Here is a 14,693-nt window from a genome sequence, read left to right as displayed (position 1 = left end):
GATGGCCGGGTTCTTCAAGTCGCGCCTGTTATTCATCTCGCTCGTGACCGTGATCGTCGCCGCCACGTTGCCGCTCTACGTTTCCGGCTACATCCTTGGCCTCTTGACGGTCGCCTTCTATTTCGGCGTATTCGCGATGGCCTGGGACCTGCTGTTCGGGTTCGCCGGCGAAGTGAATTTCGGGCCGACCTTCCTGATCGGGGTCGGCGCCTACACCGCAGGCATCCTCAACAATCAGTATGGATGGTCGGTCTATCTGTGCATCGTGCTCGGCGCGCTGGCCTCGGTGATCGCAGGCCTCGTGCTGGCGCTCCCGGCGCTGCGGGTGCGCGGCCCGTATTTCGGGCTGACGACGCTGGTCGCGGTCCTGATGTTGCAGAATTTCATCGTGGTGTTCGCCGATCTTACCGGCGGCGAGATCGGCTTGACGATCCCCGACGTCATCACCATCAATGCCAGCGCTAATTACTGGATCGCGCTCGGATTCATGACCATCAGCGCCGCGATCCTGTACGGGCTTTCGCAATCGCCGGTCGGACTCGTGCTGCAGGCGAGCGGGCAGGACCCGGTCCAGGCCGGCGCGCTCGGCTTCAACATCGTCAAGCACAAGCTTGCGGCTTTCATCGTCAGCGCCTTCTTCTCGGGGCTCTCCGGGGCGCTGCTGGTGTTCTACTTTGGCACCGCGTCGGTCGGCACCGTGGTCGACGTGGCGGTTGGTGTGAACGTCATCGTATCGGCGGTGCTGGGTGGCCGCCGCACCGTGCTGGGCGCAGCACTTGGCGCCATCTTTCTGATCGTGGCCGGCGAATTCTTGAGGCCGACCGGCGAACTGGCGACGTTCATCGTCTCCGCCGTGGCCCTGCTGGTCGTGCTGTTCTTCCCCGGCGGTTTCCTCGGAGCGGCCTTGTCACGTGAGGCGCGCTCCTGATGGATGAACTCGTGATGGACAAGACTGTCGCAAACGCGCCCGTTCTCGAGGTCCGCGGCCTGACCAAGCGGTTCGGCGGGCTGACCGCCGTCAAGAATCTGAGCTTCGATCTGCGTGCCGGTGAGATTTTTGGCCTGATCGGGCCGAACGGCTCGGGAAAATCGACGGCGATGAAGAGCGTGATGGGCATCGAGCGTCCGACCGCGGGCGAGGTCGTCTTCCTGGGCGAGAACGTCGCCGGCCTTCCCGCGCACAAGATCGCGCGCAAGGGCTTTGGCATGGTGTTCCAGCATTCGCGTCCGCTGAACCGGCAGACCGTGCTCGAAAACATCATGGTCGCGCTATTGCCCGACAGCCTGTTCATGCTGTTCCCCGACAAGGCCCTGAACGCGCGCGCCAAATGGATCGCGGAGCGCGTCGGCCTCGGCGCCGTCATGGACCGTCGACCGCCGACATTGCCCTTCGCCGATCTGCGCCGGCTTGAGCTTGCGAAGGCGATCGCACGCGATCCCAAGGTGGTGCTGGTCGATGAGCCCTTCGCCGGGCTGACGCGCGGTGAGGTCGACGTGTTCTCCGAATTGATCCGCAGCTTCCGCGACGAAGGCCGTGCGGTGATGCTGGTCGATCACAATGTCAAGAGCGTTGCCGCATTGGTCGATCGCGTCCTGGCGATGTATCTCGGCGAGGAAATCGTCACCGGCAAGGCCGACGAGGTGATGCGGAACGAGACCGTGCGGCGGGTCTATCTCGGCGGCGCCCTCGAAATCCATGCACGCCCGGAAACCAGCTTCAAGGACAAGGTGCCGCTGTTGCAGGTCGAGAACGTCAGCGTCCTCTACGGCAAGGCGCAGGCACTGGAGAACGTCTCGATCCATGTGCATGAAGGCGAGTTCGTCTCCATCGTGGGCCTCAACGGCGCCGGCAAGACCACGCTGTTCAATACCATCTCGGGTTTCCTACCCTATAGCGGTGAGATCCTTCGCGGCGGCGAAAAGCTGCGCGGCATCGGCCCGGCGCGGATCGCCCGCAGTGGTCTCGTGCAGTGTCCGGAGTCGCGCGAATTGTTCGGCGAGATGTCAGTGCGCGAGAATCTCGATCTCGGCGGCCACCATCTGACCGAAGAGGCGAGGGCAACCCAGCTCAGCTGGCTGTTCGAGCTGTTTCCGATCCTTAAAGAGCGTCAGGGCCAGATGGCGCAGACCCTTTCCGGCGGCGAACAGCAGATGCTGGCGATCGGCCGCGCGCTGATGATGCAGCCGCAGATCCTGATCCTGGACGAGCCCACCCTGGGACTGGCGCCGGTCATTCTCGAACTGCTGTCAAAGGCGCTGGAAAGATTGCGCCAGACCACCTCGATCACGGTCTTGCTGGGCGAGCAGAACGTGACCTTCGCGCTTCCGCATGCCGACCGGGTCTATGTGCTCGAGCACGCGCGGATCGTGTGGGAAGGCGATCCCGGTCGCTTCGCCGCGGAGGCCGGCGCCGGATATCTCTAAGTTTGCGAAATAAGTCCGGCCCCGGCGCGGTCGCATTGACAGCGACGGCGCTGACGAACCCTGGCGGGAGGGTCAGCGCCGGCAGGTCAGTGCTCCCGCGTTGAACTTATGCTTGGTTACCGCTAAGGCATCATCTCAAAGCCTGGAGGGGGACGCGGTGGATACGGCACAGCCGAATGCGGTCGCGCTTGACGACGCGACGGTAGCGTTTCGCCTGGCCGATGCGCGCGTCTACACGGCGGTCGAAAAGGCCAACCTTGCGGTGGCGCATGGCGAGTTCGTCGCCATTGTCGGGCCCACCGGATGCGGGAAGTCCACGCTGCTCAACGTCGCCGCCGGGCTGCTCAAGCCGGCATCGGGGTCGGTCAGGATCTTCGGCCAGCCGCTGACGGGCCTGAATCGGGATGCCGGCTATCTGTTCCAGGCCGATGCGCTGTTCCCCTGGAAGACCGCGATCGACAACGTCGCCATCGGCCTCGAGATCAAGGGCGCGCCGCGCGAGCAGGCGCTGCAGCGCGCGCAGGGCTGGCTGACTTCAGTTGGTCTCGGCGCCTTCGGCAACCGTTATCCGCATATGCTCTCGGGCGGCCAGCGCAAGCGCGTCGGCCTCGCCCAGGTCCTGATCCGCGATCCCAAGATATTGCTGATGGACGAGCCGTTCGGGCCGCTCGATGCCCAGACCCGGCAGATCATGGGCAATCTGCTGCTGGAACTGTGGAACGCCGACCGCAAGGCGGTGCTGTTCGTCACCCACGATCTCGAAGAGGCGATTGCGCTCGCCGACCGCGTCGTGATCATGTCGGCGGGGCCAAGCGCGCGCATCATCGGCGACTGGCGGGTGTCGCTGCCGCGCCCGCGCGACATTTCGGAAGTGCGGATGGAAAAGGAATTTCACGAACTGCACCGGGAAATCTGGAGCGTGCTGAAGGACGAAGTGATGAAGGGTTATGCGCAATCATCGCAAGCGGCGGAGGCCGGCTGATGCCCCGTTCGACGCTTCTTGCCCTGCAAGTGCTGGTTGCCGTCGTCGTGCTCGGGCTGTGGCAGTTCTTCGCCACCGTCCCGGTGTTCGGCCGCATGGTGCTGCCGCCGTTCTTCTTCTCCAACCCGATCGACGTTTTCAGCCAGATCGTCGCATGGTTTCAGAGCGGCGTGATCTGGAAGCACCTCGTCATCACGCTGTGGGAATCGATCCTGGCGTTTGCGATCGGCTCGTTCGGCGGCGTCATGGTCGGCTTCTGGTTCGCGCGCCAGCCCCGCGTCGCCGCCGTGTTCGATCCCTATGTGAAGATGGTCAACGCACTGCCGCGCGTGGTGCTGGCGCCGATCTTCACGTTGTGGCTGGGGCTCGGCATCTGGTCCAAGGTCGCGCTCGGCGTCACGCTGGTGTTCTTCATCGTGTTCTTCAACGTCTATCAGGGCGTCAAGGAAGTCTCGACCACGGTGCTCGACAACGGCCGCATGCTCGGCATGAGCGAGCGGCAGCTGATGCGGCATGTCTACTGGCCGTCGGCGCTGTCGTGGATGTTCTCCTCGCTGCACACTTCCGTCGGCTTTGCCGTGGTCGGCGCGGTGGTCGGCGAATATCTCGGCTCCGCCGCAGGCCTCGGCTATCTGATCCAGCAGGCCGAGGGCGTGTTCGACGTTGCCGGCGTGTTCGCCGGCATGTTCGTGCTGTCCGCCTTCGTCATCCTGATCGACATGGGCGTGACGCTGGTGGAGCGGCGGCTGCTGATCTGGCGCCCGGCCGCGGCGGACGGGCGGGGGTAGCACTCTCGTCGTCCCGGCCTTGAGCCGGGACCCATACCGCGTGATCCATCGATTGAGGGATATCTGGCTGACGCCTTCCGCCAAACGAACATCGGCGGCTATGGGTCCCGGCCTTCGCCGGGACGACGGCTATTCCGTCAGTTCAGCATCTTGATGTCATCCGGCGTCTGCGGCGGCGTCTTGATCGCGATCGCCTTGAATGGCCGGCTATCGGGCTTGGTACCGCCATGCGGAGTGCCGTGGGGGATAATGACGAGATCGCCCGGCTTTACCCTCACTTCCTTGTCGCCGAGCCAGATCGTGCCGGTGCCTTCGAGGATGTACTGCATCTCGTTGGCGATCGGATGCAGGTGCTTGGGCACGTTGCCGTCCTGGACCGAGACGGTAGCGCCATCGGCGGAGACGAACATTTTTGAGCGCAATCCGCCGGCATTGGGGGGTGCAAGCGCGTCTCCTTCCAACTCGCCGGTATGAATGACCTGCGCCGTGATGCTCTCGGCGGCCAGCGCCGGGCGCAGCAGGTGCGTGACGCCGCAGCCGGCGGCAAAGGCCGCGGCGATCGAAAGCGTGGTGGCGATGCGATTCATGGATAGTCCTCCCAGTTTTTTGTGATGCGATGGTATGCCGCGAAACCAGCGTTGACCAGCATCACCAGAGTCATTCCGGGGCGCGCGTTAGCGCGAACTACGGTGCGCAATTGCGCACCTGGGAATCTCGAGATTCCGGGTCTGGTGCTAACGCACCATCCCGGAATGACAACGGCAGCTTCTCAAGCCCGGCGCGCTGCTCTATCTTGCCGCCAACTTGAATGGAGGATTCCCATGAGGAAGATGTTTGGCCGGCTGGCCGGAGCGCTGTTGGCGCTGGCGCTGACGTCGGGCTTTGCCGCAGCGCAAAGCAAGATCACGGTCGCGGTCGGCGGCGGGGCCTGCCTGTGCTATCTGCCGACGGTGCTGGCCAAGCAGCTCGGCGAATTCGAACACGCGGGGCTCGCCGTCGACCTGGTCGACCTCAAGGGCGGCTCGGACGCGCTGAAGGCGGTGCTCGGCGGCAGCGCCGACGTGGTCTCCGGCTATTTCGACCATTGCGTCAACCTGGCGGCCAAGAAACAGGAACTGGTGTCGTTCGTGGTCTATGACCGCTATCCCGGGCTGGTGCTGGTGGTGTCGCCCTCGCACACCGGTGAAATCAAATCGATCAAGGATCTGGCCGGCAAGAAGGTTGGCGTCAGCGCGCCGGGCTCGTCGACCGATTTCTTTCTGAAGTATCTGTTGAAGAAAAACGGCCTCGATCCGGCCAGCGCCGCCGTCATCGGCGTCGGCCTCGGCGCAACCGCGGTGGCGGCGATGGAGCAGGGCCAGATCGATGCGGCGGTGATGCTGGATCCCGCGGTCACGGTGCTGCAGGCCAGCCATCCCGACCTGAAGATCCTGAGCGACACCCGCACCCAAAAGGATACGCTTGCGGTGTTCGGCGGCGAATATCCGGGCGGCGCGCTCTACTCGACCGCCGCCTGGGTCGGCGCGCACGAGAAAGAGGTGCAGGCGCTGACATTGGCGATCGTCAATACGCTCGCCTGGATTCATTCGCATTCGCCGGAAGAGATCATGGCGAAAATGCCGGAGGAAATGGTCGGCAAGAACAAGGAGCAGTATCTCGCGGCGCTGAAGAACACGATCCCGATGTATTCGGAGACCGGCAAGATGGATCCAAAGGGCGCCGACGCCGTGCTCGCGGTCTTCAGCGAAAGCTCGCCGGACGTCGCCAAGGCCAATATCGATGTGACCAAGACCTGGACCAACAAATACGTCGATCAGCTCAAGAAGACGACCGGGATGAATGCGAAGTAACCTGGAGCGATGAATGGCATGACGGCTCCGGTCATCCATCGCGTCACGTCGCTTGATCTGCCCGTGGAGCCATGGTCGTGGCCGTTCGCCGCGGCGCGGCGCGCGGATATCGACGCGCATTTCGCAGCTCGGCAGCGCGAAAAGCCGAAGCTCTGGAACGGCCGCGTTCTGCTCGGCCGCAATCCTGTTTTCGCCGGCGACCGCTTCACGGCCAGCTATTTCGAGACCGATTTCGCCAGTTTTCTGGCGTGGCGCGACTGGGGTTTTCCGGACAAGGACGTCTTCAACGGCTTCGGGATGGGGGCGCTGCTTTCCAGCGACGGCGCGTTTGCGCTGGGCGAAATGGGCCAGCATACGTCGAACGCGGGGCGCATCTATTTCCCGTCCGGTACCCCCGATCTCGACGATATCAGCGGCAGTGCGGTCGATATTGCGGGCAGCGTCGCGCGCGAACTCGAGGAGGAAACCGGGCTGACCGCGGCCGAATATCGCAGCGAAGCGCATTGGCATTGCGTTTCCACCGGCCCCGCCGTTGCGATGATCAGGATCTTGCGCGTCGATCTCCCGGGCGAGGTGCTGCGCGCCCGGATTGAAGCCAATCTGGCCTTGCAGCCATCGCCCGAGCTTGCAGCGATCCATCTGGTGCGGGGAACAGGCGATCTCAACGCCGCGATGCCGCGCTTTGTCACGGCCTTCATCGAAGCGCAGCTTTCCAGCTAACCCTGAGTTGCGGGCGTTGGCGTACTCCAGGGGGCGCGTGCGTCCGAAGGATGCGTATCCAATGCGCTTGACATCGGTCGAGGCTCCCCGTGTGATAGGCGCCAACAAAATACAAAAAAATGCGGTGCACAATCTTCCAGGGAGGATTCCATGCTGGTGCGCAGGGCTGCACGCCTGTCCGTTGGGCTGTTTGCCACGTTAGTGGTGCTGGGCATGGCGATTTCCGCCGACGCCCAGGAAAAGAAAATCAAGATCGGCGTGATCTACGACCTGACCGGTCCGCTCGCGGGCGGCGGTTCGGAACTGCAGTACATCGGCGCCAAGATCATGCTCGACCAGTACGGCAAGACCGGGGTTGAGGGTTACAAGGTCGAGGCGGTCTACGCCGATGCCCAGAGCAAGCCCGATGTCGCCATCAACGAGGCCGTCCGCCTCATTGAGCAGGAAAAGGTCGACATGCTCCTGGGCTTCTTTTCGTCGGCGCAATGCGTGCCGGTGGCCGCCCGCGTCGAGCAGCTCAAGAAGTTCATGTGGATCACCACCTGCATTTCCTCGGCGGTGCTCGCGGACAAGAATTTCAAATATGTCTTCCGCCCTCAGGCGAGCGGCGACCAGTTTGGCCTGATGACGATGGATTTCATCGCCCAGAACTCGGTGGCCAAGTTCGGCAAGGAACCGAAGGACCTGCGGGTTGCCATCATCCATGAGGATGGCGCCTACGGTGTCGATGTGGCCAAGGGCAACGAGGTCGGCGCCAAGAAGGCCGGCTTCAACCTGGTGCTGAAGGAGGGTTATTCGGCGACCGCGCCCGATCTGTCCGCGCTGGTGACGAAGTTGAAACGGGCCCGGCCCGACGTGATCTTCCACACCGGCTACAATCCCGACATCACGCTGCTGTTGCGTCAGGCGCGCGAGCAGGGGCTGAAATTCGGCGCGCTGGTTGGCCATGGTGCGGGCTATGGCGTCTACGAAAAGCTGAAGGAAGGCCTCGGTGGCGATGCGAACTATATCTTCGACACCGATCCGATCTCGATCTGGCTCGCGAACCAGAAATCCATGGATCCGAAGCTGCCGCCGGTCATCAAGATGGTCGGTGAGGAGTTCGACAAGGTCAAACCAGGCGTGGCGATCCGGTCTGCCCATGTCGGTATGGCCGCATCGAACACCTACGTCTTCCTCACCGAAGTGCTGCCGCGCGCGATCAAGAAATACGGCGGCGTCGATCCCGACGCGCTGCGCAAGGCGGCGCTGGAAGTCGATCTTCCCGAAGGCGGAACGATGCTGGGTTTCGGCGTCAAGTTCTTTGGCGAGGGAACGGCGATGGCCGGGCAGAACGAACGCTCGTTCCCGGTCGTCATCCAGTACATCGACGACAAGTCCTATGTGGTGTGGCCGAAGAGCCAGGCGCAGCGCGAGGCCGTGCTGCCGCTGCCGGCGGGTACGACCTATAGTTACAAATAAGTGGTGGCTCTCAGCTTGCGAAAGGGACCGCCGTGCTCGTAGTCGAGGGCCTGATCAAGCGCTTTGGTGGCTTTACGGCCGTCAACAACGTGTCGTTCCGGGTCGAGCAGGGCGAGATTCTCGGCCTGATCGGCCCGAACGGTTCGGGCAAGAGCACGATCTTCAACATGCTGTCGGGCACGCTGGTGCCGACCGCGGGCTCGATCGAGTTTGACGGCGCGGAGATATCGGGCGTCGCACCGCACCGGATCATCAACCGCGGCGTCGGCCGCACCTTCCAGATCCCGCGGCCGTTCCATCGGCTGACGATTTTCGAGAACGTGGCGCTGGCGGGCTTCTACGGCCAGGGCAGCCACAGCCGGGCCAAGGCCGACGAAGCCGCCGAACGCGCGTTGGCCATGGTCGGCCTGCCGACCAATCGCCATGCCGGCGTCGATGGCCTCGGCGCCGCCGGCCTGAAAAAGCTCGAGCTGGCAAAAGCACTGGCGACCGGCCCAAAATTGTTGCTGGCCGACGAAAGCCTCGGCGGGCTCGACGAGACCGAGATGGACGCCGCCGCCGATATGCTGCGAAAGATCCGCGACGAACTCGGCATCACCATCATCTGGGTCGAGCACATCATGGGCGTGCTGATGCGCGTGGTCGATCGCGTCATGGTGCTCGATCACGGCGAGAAGATTTCGGAAGGGCTGCCGTCGGCGGTCGCCAGCGATCCCCGGGTGATCGAGGTCTATCTCGGCACCGATGCGGATTCGAGCCAGGTCGCGGCCGCCGAAGCGCGCCGCCGCGCGGGGGCCTGACATGCTCGAGCTCAGATCGGTCGATGCGGGTTACGGCAGTTTTCAGGCGCTGTTCGGCGTCAGCCTGGAAGTGAAGGCGGGCGAGGCGGTCGGCGTCATCGGTCCGAACGGCGCCGGCAAGACCACCTTGATGCGGGTGATTTCCGGGCTGATCCGGCCGACCAAGGGCGCGATCACGATGGAGGGTACCGATGTGCTGGCGACGCCGGCGCACCGCATCGTCAGCCTCGGCATTGCCCATGTGCCGGAAAATCGCCGGCTGTTTCCGCGGCTGACCGTCGACGACAATCTCAAGATGGGCGCGTTCATGCCGGGCGCGCGCGCCAAATATGCCGAGCGGCTGGAATTCGTGTTTGACCTGTTCCCCCGCATGAAGGAGCGCCGCAGTCAGATGGCCGGCACCATGTCGGGCGGCGAGCAGCAGATGTGCGCGATCGGCCGCGCGCTGATGTCGAATCCGAAACTGCTGCTGCTCGACGAGCCGTCCGCCGGGCTCGCGCCGGTCGTGGTGCAGCAGGTGTTCGAATTGGTGAAGCGGATCCGCGCCAGCGGGCTTACGGTGTTGATCGTCGAGCAGAACGTGCAGCAGGTGCTGCGCGTGGTCGATCGCGCCTACCTGCTCGAAGCGGGCAGCCTTCGCGCTTCCGGCACGTCGGCGGAGATGATGAGCAGCGACACCATCAAGCAAGCGTATCTGGGCGTTTAGAGCATGATCCGGAAAAGTGGGTACCGGTTTTCCGAGGAGATCATGCTCAAATAAAGAGGCCGGCGATGCAGGCGTTTCTGGATATCTTCGACATCTATCTGCTCGAAGCCGTGGTCAACGGCATCCTGCTCGGCGGGGTGCTCGCACTGCTGGCGCTCGGGCTCAATTTGATCTTCGGCGTCATCGACGTGACCTGGATCTGCTACGCCGAACTGGTCATGATCGGCATGTACGGCATGTATTACCTGGTCCAGGTTTTCGGCGTGCCGTACTGGGCCGCGGCGCCGCTCACCATTCTATTGGTCGCAGCGCTCGGGGCGGCGCTGCATTACATCGTCATCGCGCCGCTGTTGACGGCCCCGCCGATCAACCAGCTGCTGGCGACCGGCGGCGTATTGTTCATCCTGCAGAGCTTTGCCACCGTCGCCTTCGGCATCGACTTCCGCAACCTCGGCATCCGCCTGCCGGTACTGGCGTTCGGCGAGATGCATTTCAGCTACGCGCGGCTGTTGTCGTTCGCCGCCGCCCTGATCGGCATGGTGGCGGTCTATCTCTTCATGACGCGCACCTTTACCGGCACCGCGATCCGCGCCATCTCGCAGGACCGCCAGATCATGTCGCTGATGGGGGTCGATACCAGGCGCATCTACCTCATCACCTCGGCGCTGGGCGGCGCGCTCGCGGGGCTGGCGGCCTGCCTCCTGGTGCTGCAATACGACGTGCATCCGTTCGTCGGGCTGTCGTTCGGCCCGATCACCTTCCTGATCTGCGTGCTCGGGGGCTTGGGCAATTTCGTCGGCGGCTTCATCGCGGCGTTCGTGTTCGCCGAGATCATTTCGCTGGGCGGGCTGTTCTCGGACCTCGAATGGGGCTACGTGCTGGCCTTCGCCTTCTTCATCGTCATGATGTTCATCCGGCCCGGCGGCCTGCTGGCGAGGCGCACGTGAACCCGCGATACCTTGCCTGGGCGGCCGGAATAGCGGCGCTGATCGCGCTGCCCTTCGTCTATCGCGACCCCTACCATCTGCACATCCTGGTGCTGATCCTGATCTGGTCGTTCGCCTATACCTCGTGGTCGATCATGGGCCGCTTCGGCCTGGTGTCGCTCGGGCATGGCGGCTTCATGGGCGTCGGCGCCTATGTCACGGCACTATTGTGGAATCATCTCGGCGTCTCGCCATGGATCGGCATTCCCGTCAGCATGCTGGCGGCAGGGGTGCTGGCGCTCGTGGTCGCCTATCCCTGCTTCCGCTTCCGCATCACCGGCCATTATTTCGTGCTGGTGACGCTGGCGCTGTCCGGCATCGTGCTGCAGGTTATCACCGCCACCCGCGACTACACCGGTGGGTCGCTCGGCTATACGCCGAACCGCACCAGGGGCAGCGCGTTGCTGGCGCTGCAGTTCGACGACAAGGCGACGTGGTACCTGATCGCACTGTTCGTCTGGCTCGCGGGACTGTTGATCTGGCGCTGGGTCGACCGCAGCATGAGCCGCTACGCCATGGAGGCGATTTCGGAGGACGAGGACGCGGCTGCTGCGGCCGGCGTCAACGTGACCGCCGAAAAGCTCAAGATCACGCTGATCTCGGCGCTGATGACGGCGCTGGCGGGTGCACTCTATTGCCAGTACCAGATGTTCATCTCGCCCGACACGGTGAGCGGCATCTCGGTGTCGCTGCAGATGGTATTCGCCGTCATCGTCGGCGGCGTCTACGTGTCGCTCGGGCCGACGGTCGGCGCCATCATCACCATCCTGCTGGCGGAAATCCTGCGCATCGGCTTCGGCACCAAGGCGGTGGGCTGGGACAACCTCGTCTATGGCGTGCTGCTGGTGCTGTTCATCATATTCCTTCCCAAGGGCATTCTTGGTAGCGTGATCGCGAGATTGAAAACGCAACTCAAGATGCCCCAGAGGTCATGAGCAAGAAACCGACGCAGCCGCTCGCCGACGAGCTGAGACCCTTCATCGCGCCGTTCCGCTTCGACGGATCGGCTGAATTCCATCTCAAATCGCACAAGACCGACGAGAAGGGCGGTCTCGACAAGGACAAGGCCGAGAAGATTCTCGATGCCAACCGCAAGCGGCTGAACGATTTTCAGGAGAAACTTTACGCGCAGGACCGCTGGTCGCTGCTGCTGATCTTTCAGGGCATGGACGCAGCCGGCAAGGACTCGGCGATCAAGAGCATCTTTGACGGCATCAATCCGCAGGGCTGCGAAGTCACGTCGTTCAAGCAGCCGTCGACGCTCGAACTCAATCATGATTTCCTGTGGCGCAGCATGATCGCGCTGCCACAGCGCGGCCGCATCGGCATCTTCAACCGTTCCTATTACGAGGAATGCCTGGTGGTGCGGGTGCACTCGGAAATCCTCGGCAAGCAAAAACTTCCCGCCCGGCTCGTCACCAGGGACATCTGGCGCGACCGGTTCGAGGATATTTCCGCGGTCGAACGCTATCTGGCGCGCAACGGCACCGTGATCCTGAAGTTTTTCCTCAACGTATCCAGGGAAGAGCAGCGCGCCCGCTTCCTCGCCCGGCTGGAGCAGCCGGCGAAGAACTGGAAATTCTCGCTTGCGGATATTTCCGAGCGCGCGCTGTGGGCCAAATATCAGGCCGCCTATCAGGAGGTGATCCGCCACACCTCGACCCGGTCGGCGCCCTGGCACGTGGTGCCCGCCGACCACAAATGGTTCGCCCGCGTCGTGATCGGCTCGACCATTGTCGCCGCGCTCGACCGGCTCGACCTGCATTTTCCGAAAGTCGACAAGGCCGAGCGCAGCGAGTTCAAGCAGGTGCGCGAGGCGCTGCTGGCGGAAGGCAAGAGCGGCGCAGGGAAGAAGGCGGTGAAGTCGGCGAAATAACGACGGTCGTCATACCCCGCGACAGCGGGGTACCCAGTACGCCGCGGCCTTCCGGCTTCGACGCCGGTCTCTGGAATACTGGATCGCCCGCCGGAGCCTGTCATCGGGCGGCGCTTCGCGCCGACCCGGTGGCGGGTGACGACGACCGCATGCCGGGGTCTATTAGGTCACCCCTCCTGACCATCTTTTGGCATTGCGGTTCGCCACATTTCTCGTCTAGAACGGCCTTGGAGCGGCGTTCCGGCAACGAACCGTCAATGGTTTTGGCCGAGGATTCCGGTTCCTCAAGGGTCCGGCAATGCTGATTCGCAGCGAAAAGTTGGGAGTTCGGGGTGGAGCGGCCGAGGCTGCCCCCGCGATTCCGGCTGCGTCCATGCCCACCCTGCTTCTTGGCGGGCTTCTGCTTCTTATCGGCCCCTGAGGGCCGTCTGGGCGGTTGCGCCTGGGCACTCAGGGGTTCGCGCGAGATCACCAGACCCTTCAGCGCCTAGAAAACAGCGCACGACCCATAAGGAATTCTTCCAATGACCACCGCCCCCAAGTCCGAGAAGGACCGCGTAATCGTATTCGACACCACCCTGCGTGACGGCGAGCAGTGCCCCGGCGCCACCATGACGTTCGAGGAAAAGCTCGAGATCGCCGAAATGCTCGACGACATGGGCGTCGATGTCATCGAGGCCGGTTTTCCGATCACCTCGGAAGGCGATTTTCAGGCCGTCAGCGAGATCGCCCGCCGTTCCAAGAATTCGGTGATCGCCGGCCTGTCGCGGGCCAATCCGAAGGACATCGACCGCTGTGCGGAAGCCGTGAAATTCGCCAGGCGCGGCCGCGTCCACACCGTGATCGCGACCTCGCCGCTGCACATGCGCGTCAAACTCAACATGACGCCGGAGCAGGTGATGGAGCTCTCGATCGCCAACGTCACCCGCGCGCGCAACCAGATCGACGACGTCGAATGGTCGGCCGAAGACGGCACCCGCAGCGAGATGGACTATCTCTGCCGCATCGTCGAAGCCGTGATCAAGGCCGGCGCGACCACCGTCAATATCCCGGACACCGTCGGCTACACCGTGCCGGAGGAATACACCCGCTTCATGCGCACGCTGATCGAGCGGGTGCCGAATTCCGACAAGGCGGTATTCTCGGTGCATTGCCACAACGACCTCGGCATGGCGGTGGCGAATTCGCTGGCCGGCATCGCCGGCGGCGCGCGCCAGATCGAGTGCACCGTCAACGGCATCGGCGAGCGGGCAGGCAATGCCGCGCTGGAAGAAGTCGTAATGGCGATCAACGTCCGCAACGATGTGTTTCCATGGTGGAACAAGATCGACACCACGATGCTGACGCGGGCCTCGAAACTGGTGTCGGCGGCGACCTCGTTCCCGGTGCAGTACAACAAGGCGATCGTCGGCCGCAACGCGTTCGCGCACGAGAGCGGCATCCATCAGGACGGCGTGCTGAAGGACGCCTCGACCTACGAGATCATGCGGCCCGAAATGATCGGCCTGAAGAAGTCGTCGCTGGTGCTCGGCAAGCATTCCGGACGTCATGCCTTCGTGCACAAGCTGGAGGAGATGGGCTACAAGCTCGGCGCCAACCAGCTGGAAGACGCGTTCTCGCGGATGAAAGCGCTGGCCGACCGCAAGAAGGACATCTACGACGAGGACATCGAGGCGCTGGTCGATCAGGAGATCGCGGCCTCCCACGACCGCATCAAGCTGACCTCGCTGACGGTGATCGCGGGCACCCATGGGCCGCAGCGCGCCACCATGAAACTCGACGTCGACGGCCAGACCAGAATCGAGGAAGCCGAGGGCAACGGCCCGGTCGACGCGGTGTTCAATTGCATCAAGGCGCTGGTGCCGCACGAGGCGAAGCTGGAACTCTATCAGGTCCACGCCGTCACCGAGGGCACCGACGCGCAGGCCGAGGTGTCGGTGCGGCTCGCCCATGAGGGCCGCTCGATGACGTCGAAGGCGTCCGATCCGGATACGCTGGTGGCGTCGGCCAAGGCCTATCTCGGCGCGCTCAACAAGATCGTCATGAAGCACCAGCGCGACAAGACCGCGGTGGCGGCGAGCTGATTTCGCCGCGACGTCA

General features: G+C 63.6%; 13 protein-coding genes and 1 pseudogene. 13 read left to right on the top strand and 1 reads right to left on the bottom strand.

The genetic code is table 11. The features are described from left to right. Nucleotide 1: 1 nt before the first annotated feature. From NL528_RS34445 to NL528_RS34430, 4 genes are all read left to right on the top strand, one after another. Entirely contained in the window at nucleotides 2–928 is a 927-nt protein-coding gene (locus NL528_RS34445) for a branched-chain amino acid ABC transporter permease (protein WP_309178820.1), read from the top strand. After that, on the top strand, nucleotides 928–2,424 hold the full coding sequence (locus tag NL528_RS34440; protein ID WP_375143922.1) for an ATP-binding cassette domain-containing protein: 1,497 nt from the start codon (nucleotides 928–930) through the stop codon (nucleotides 2,422–2,424). The genes NL528_RS34445 and NL528_RS34440 overlap by 1 nt, the downstream gene beginning before the upstream one ends. 157 nt (nucleotides 2,425–2,581) lie before the next feature. Further along, nucleotides 2,582–3,406 (top strand): ABC transporter ATP-binding protein, encoded by an 825-nt coding sequence (locus NL528_RS34435; RefSeq protein WP_309178819.1) that lies wholly within the window; start codon nucleotides 2,582–2,584, stop codon nucleotides 3,404–3,406. Further along, nucleotides 3,406–4,194, top strand: coding sequence for an ABC transporter permease (locus NL528_RS34430; protein WP_309178818.1), 789 nt, complete (start codon nucleotides 3,406–3,408; stop codon nucleotides 4,192–4,194). Before NL528_RS34435 ends, NL528_RS34430 begins: the two co-directional genes overlap by 1 nt. 137 nt (nucleotides 4,195–4,331) lie before the next feature. Here NL528_RS34430 and NL528_RS34425 read toward each other — a convergent pair whose 3' ends face one another. Then, nucleotides 4,332–4,781 (bottom strand): cupin domain-containing protein, encoded by a 450-nt coding sequence (locus tag NL528_RS34425; protein ID WP_309178817.1) that lies wholly within the window; start codon nucleotides 4,779–4,781, stop codon nucleotides 4,332–4,334. 234 nt (nucleotides 4,782–5,015) lie between these two features. On the opposite strand from NL528_RS34425, the gene NL528_RS34420 reads away from it, so the two are divergent. The 9 genes and pseudogenes from NL528_RS34420 to NL528_RS34380 all read left to right on the top strand — a co-directional run bounded on the left by NL528_RS34420 (nucleotide 5,016) and on the right by NL528_RS34380 (nucleotide 14,677). Beyond that, on the top strand, nucleotides 5,016–6,044 hold the full coding sequence (locus NL528_RS34420; RefSeq protein WP_309178816.1) for an ABC transporter substrate-binding protein: 1,029 nt from the start codon (nucleotides 5,016–5,018) through the stop codon (nucleotides 6,042–6,044). 18 nt (nucleotides 6,045–6,062) lie between these two features. Continuing rightward, nucleotides 6,063–6,764 (top strand): NUDIX hydrolase, encoded by a 702-nt coding sequence (locus tag NL528_RS34415; protein ID WP_309178815.1) that lies wholly within the window; start codon nucleotides 6,063–6,065, stop codon nucleotides 6,762–6,764. 150 nt (nucleotides 6,765–6,914) lie between these two features. Then, nucleotides 6,915–8,225 (top strand): ABC transporter substrate-binding protein, encoded by a 1,311-nt coding sequence (locus NL528_RS34410; RefSeq protein WP_309178813.1) that lies wholly within the window; start codon nucleotides 6,915–6,917, stop codon nucleotides 8,223–8,225. A gap of 32 nt (nucleotides 8,226–8,257) precedes the next feature. Then, a complete protein-coding gene (locus NL528_RS34405; protein WP_309178812.1) occupies nucleotides 8,258–9,025 on the top strand; it encodes an ABC transporter ATP-binding protein in 768 nt (255 codons plus the stop codon). A gap of 1 nt (nucleotide 9,026) precedes the next feature. Then, nucleotides 9,027–9,731, top strand: a complete 705-nt coding sequence (locus NL528_RS34400; protein ID WP_309178811.1) for an ABC transporter ATP-binding protein — start codon at nucleotides 9,027–9,029, stop codon at nucleotides 9,729–9,731. A gap of 65 nt (nucleotides 9,732–9,796) precedes the next feature. Next, nucleotides 9,797–10,678 carry a branched-chain amino acid ABC transporter permease gene (locus tag NL528_RS34395; protein WP_309178810.1) on the top strand — a complete coding sequence of 294 codons (882 nt, stop codon included), beginning with the start codon at nucleotides 9,797–9,799 and terminating at the stop codon, nucleotides 10,676–10,678. Further along, nucleotides 10,675–11,728, top strand: a pseudogene (locus tag NL528_RS34390) (branched-chain amino acid ABC transporter permease). Before NL528_RS34395 ends, NL528_RS34390 begins: the two are co-directional and overlap by 4 nt. Beyond that, nucleotides 11,649–12,593: a polyphosphate kinase 2 family protein gene (locus NL528_RS34385; protein ID WP_309178809.1), complete on the top strand. Its 945-nt coding sequence runs from the start codon at nucleotides 11,649–11,651 to the stop codon at nucleotides 12,591–12,593. Before NL528_RS34390 ends, NL528_RS34385 begins: the two are co-directional and overlap by 80 nt. 524 nt (nucleotides 12,594–13,117) lie before the next feature. After that, nucleotides 13,118–14,677 (top strand): 2-isopropylmalate synthase, encoded by a 1,560-nt coding sequence (locus NL528_RS34380; protein WP_309178808.1) that lies wholly within the window; start codon nucleotides 13,118–13,120, stop codon nucleotides 14,675–14,677. The last annotated feature ends 16 nt before the right edge of the window (nucleotides 14,678–14,693 follow it).

Source organism: Bradyrhizobium sp. Ash2021 (genome assembly GCF_031202265.1).
GTDB lineage: Bacteria > Pseudomonadota > Alphaproteobacteria > Rhizobiales > Xanthobacteraceae > Bradyrhizobium.
This window is presented reverse-complemented; position numbering and strand designations above follow the sequence as displayed.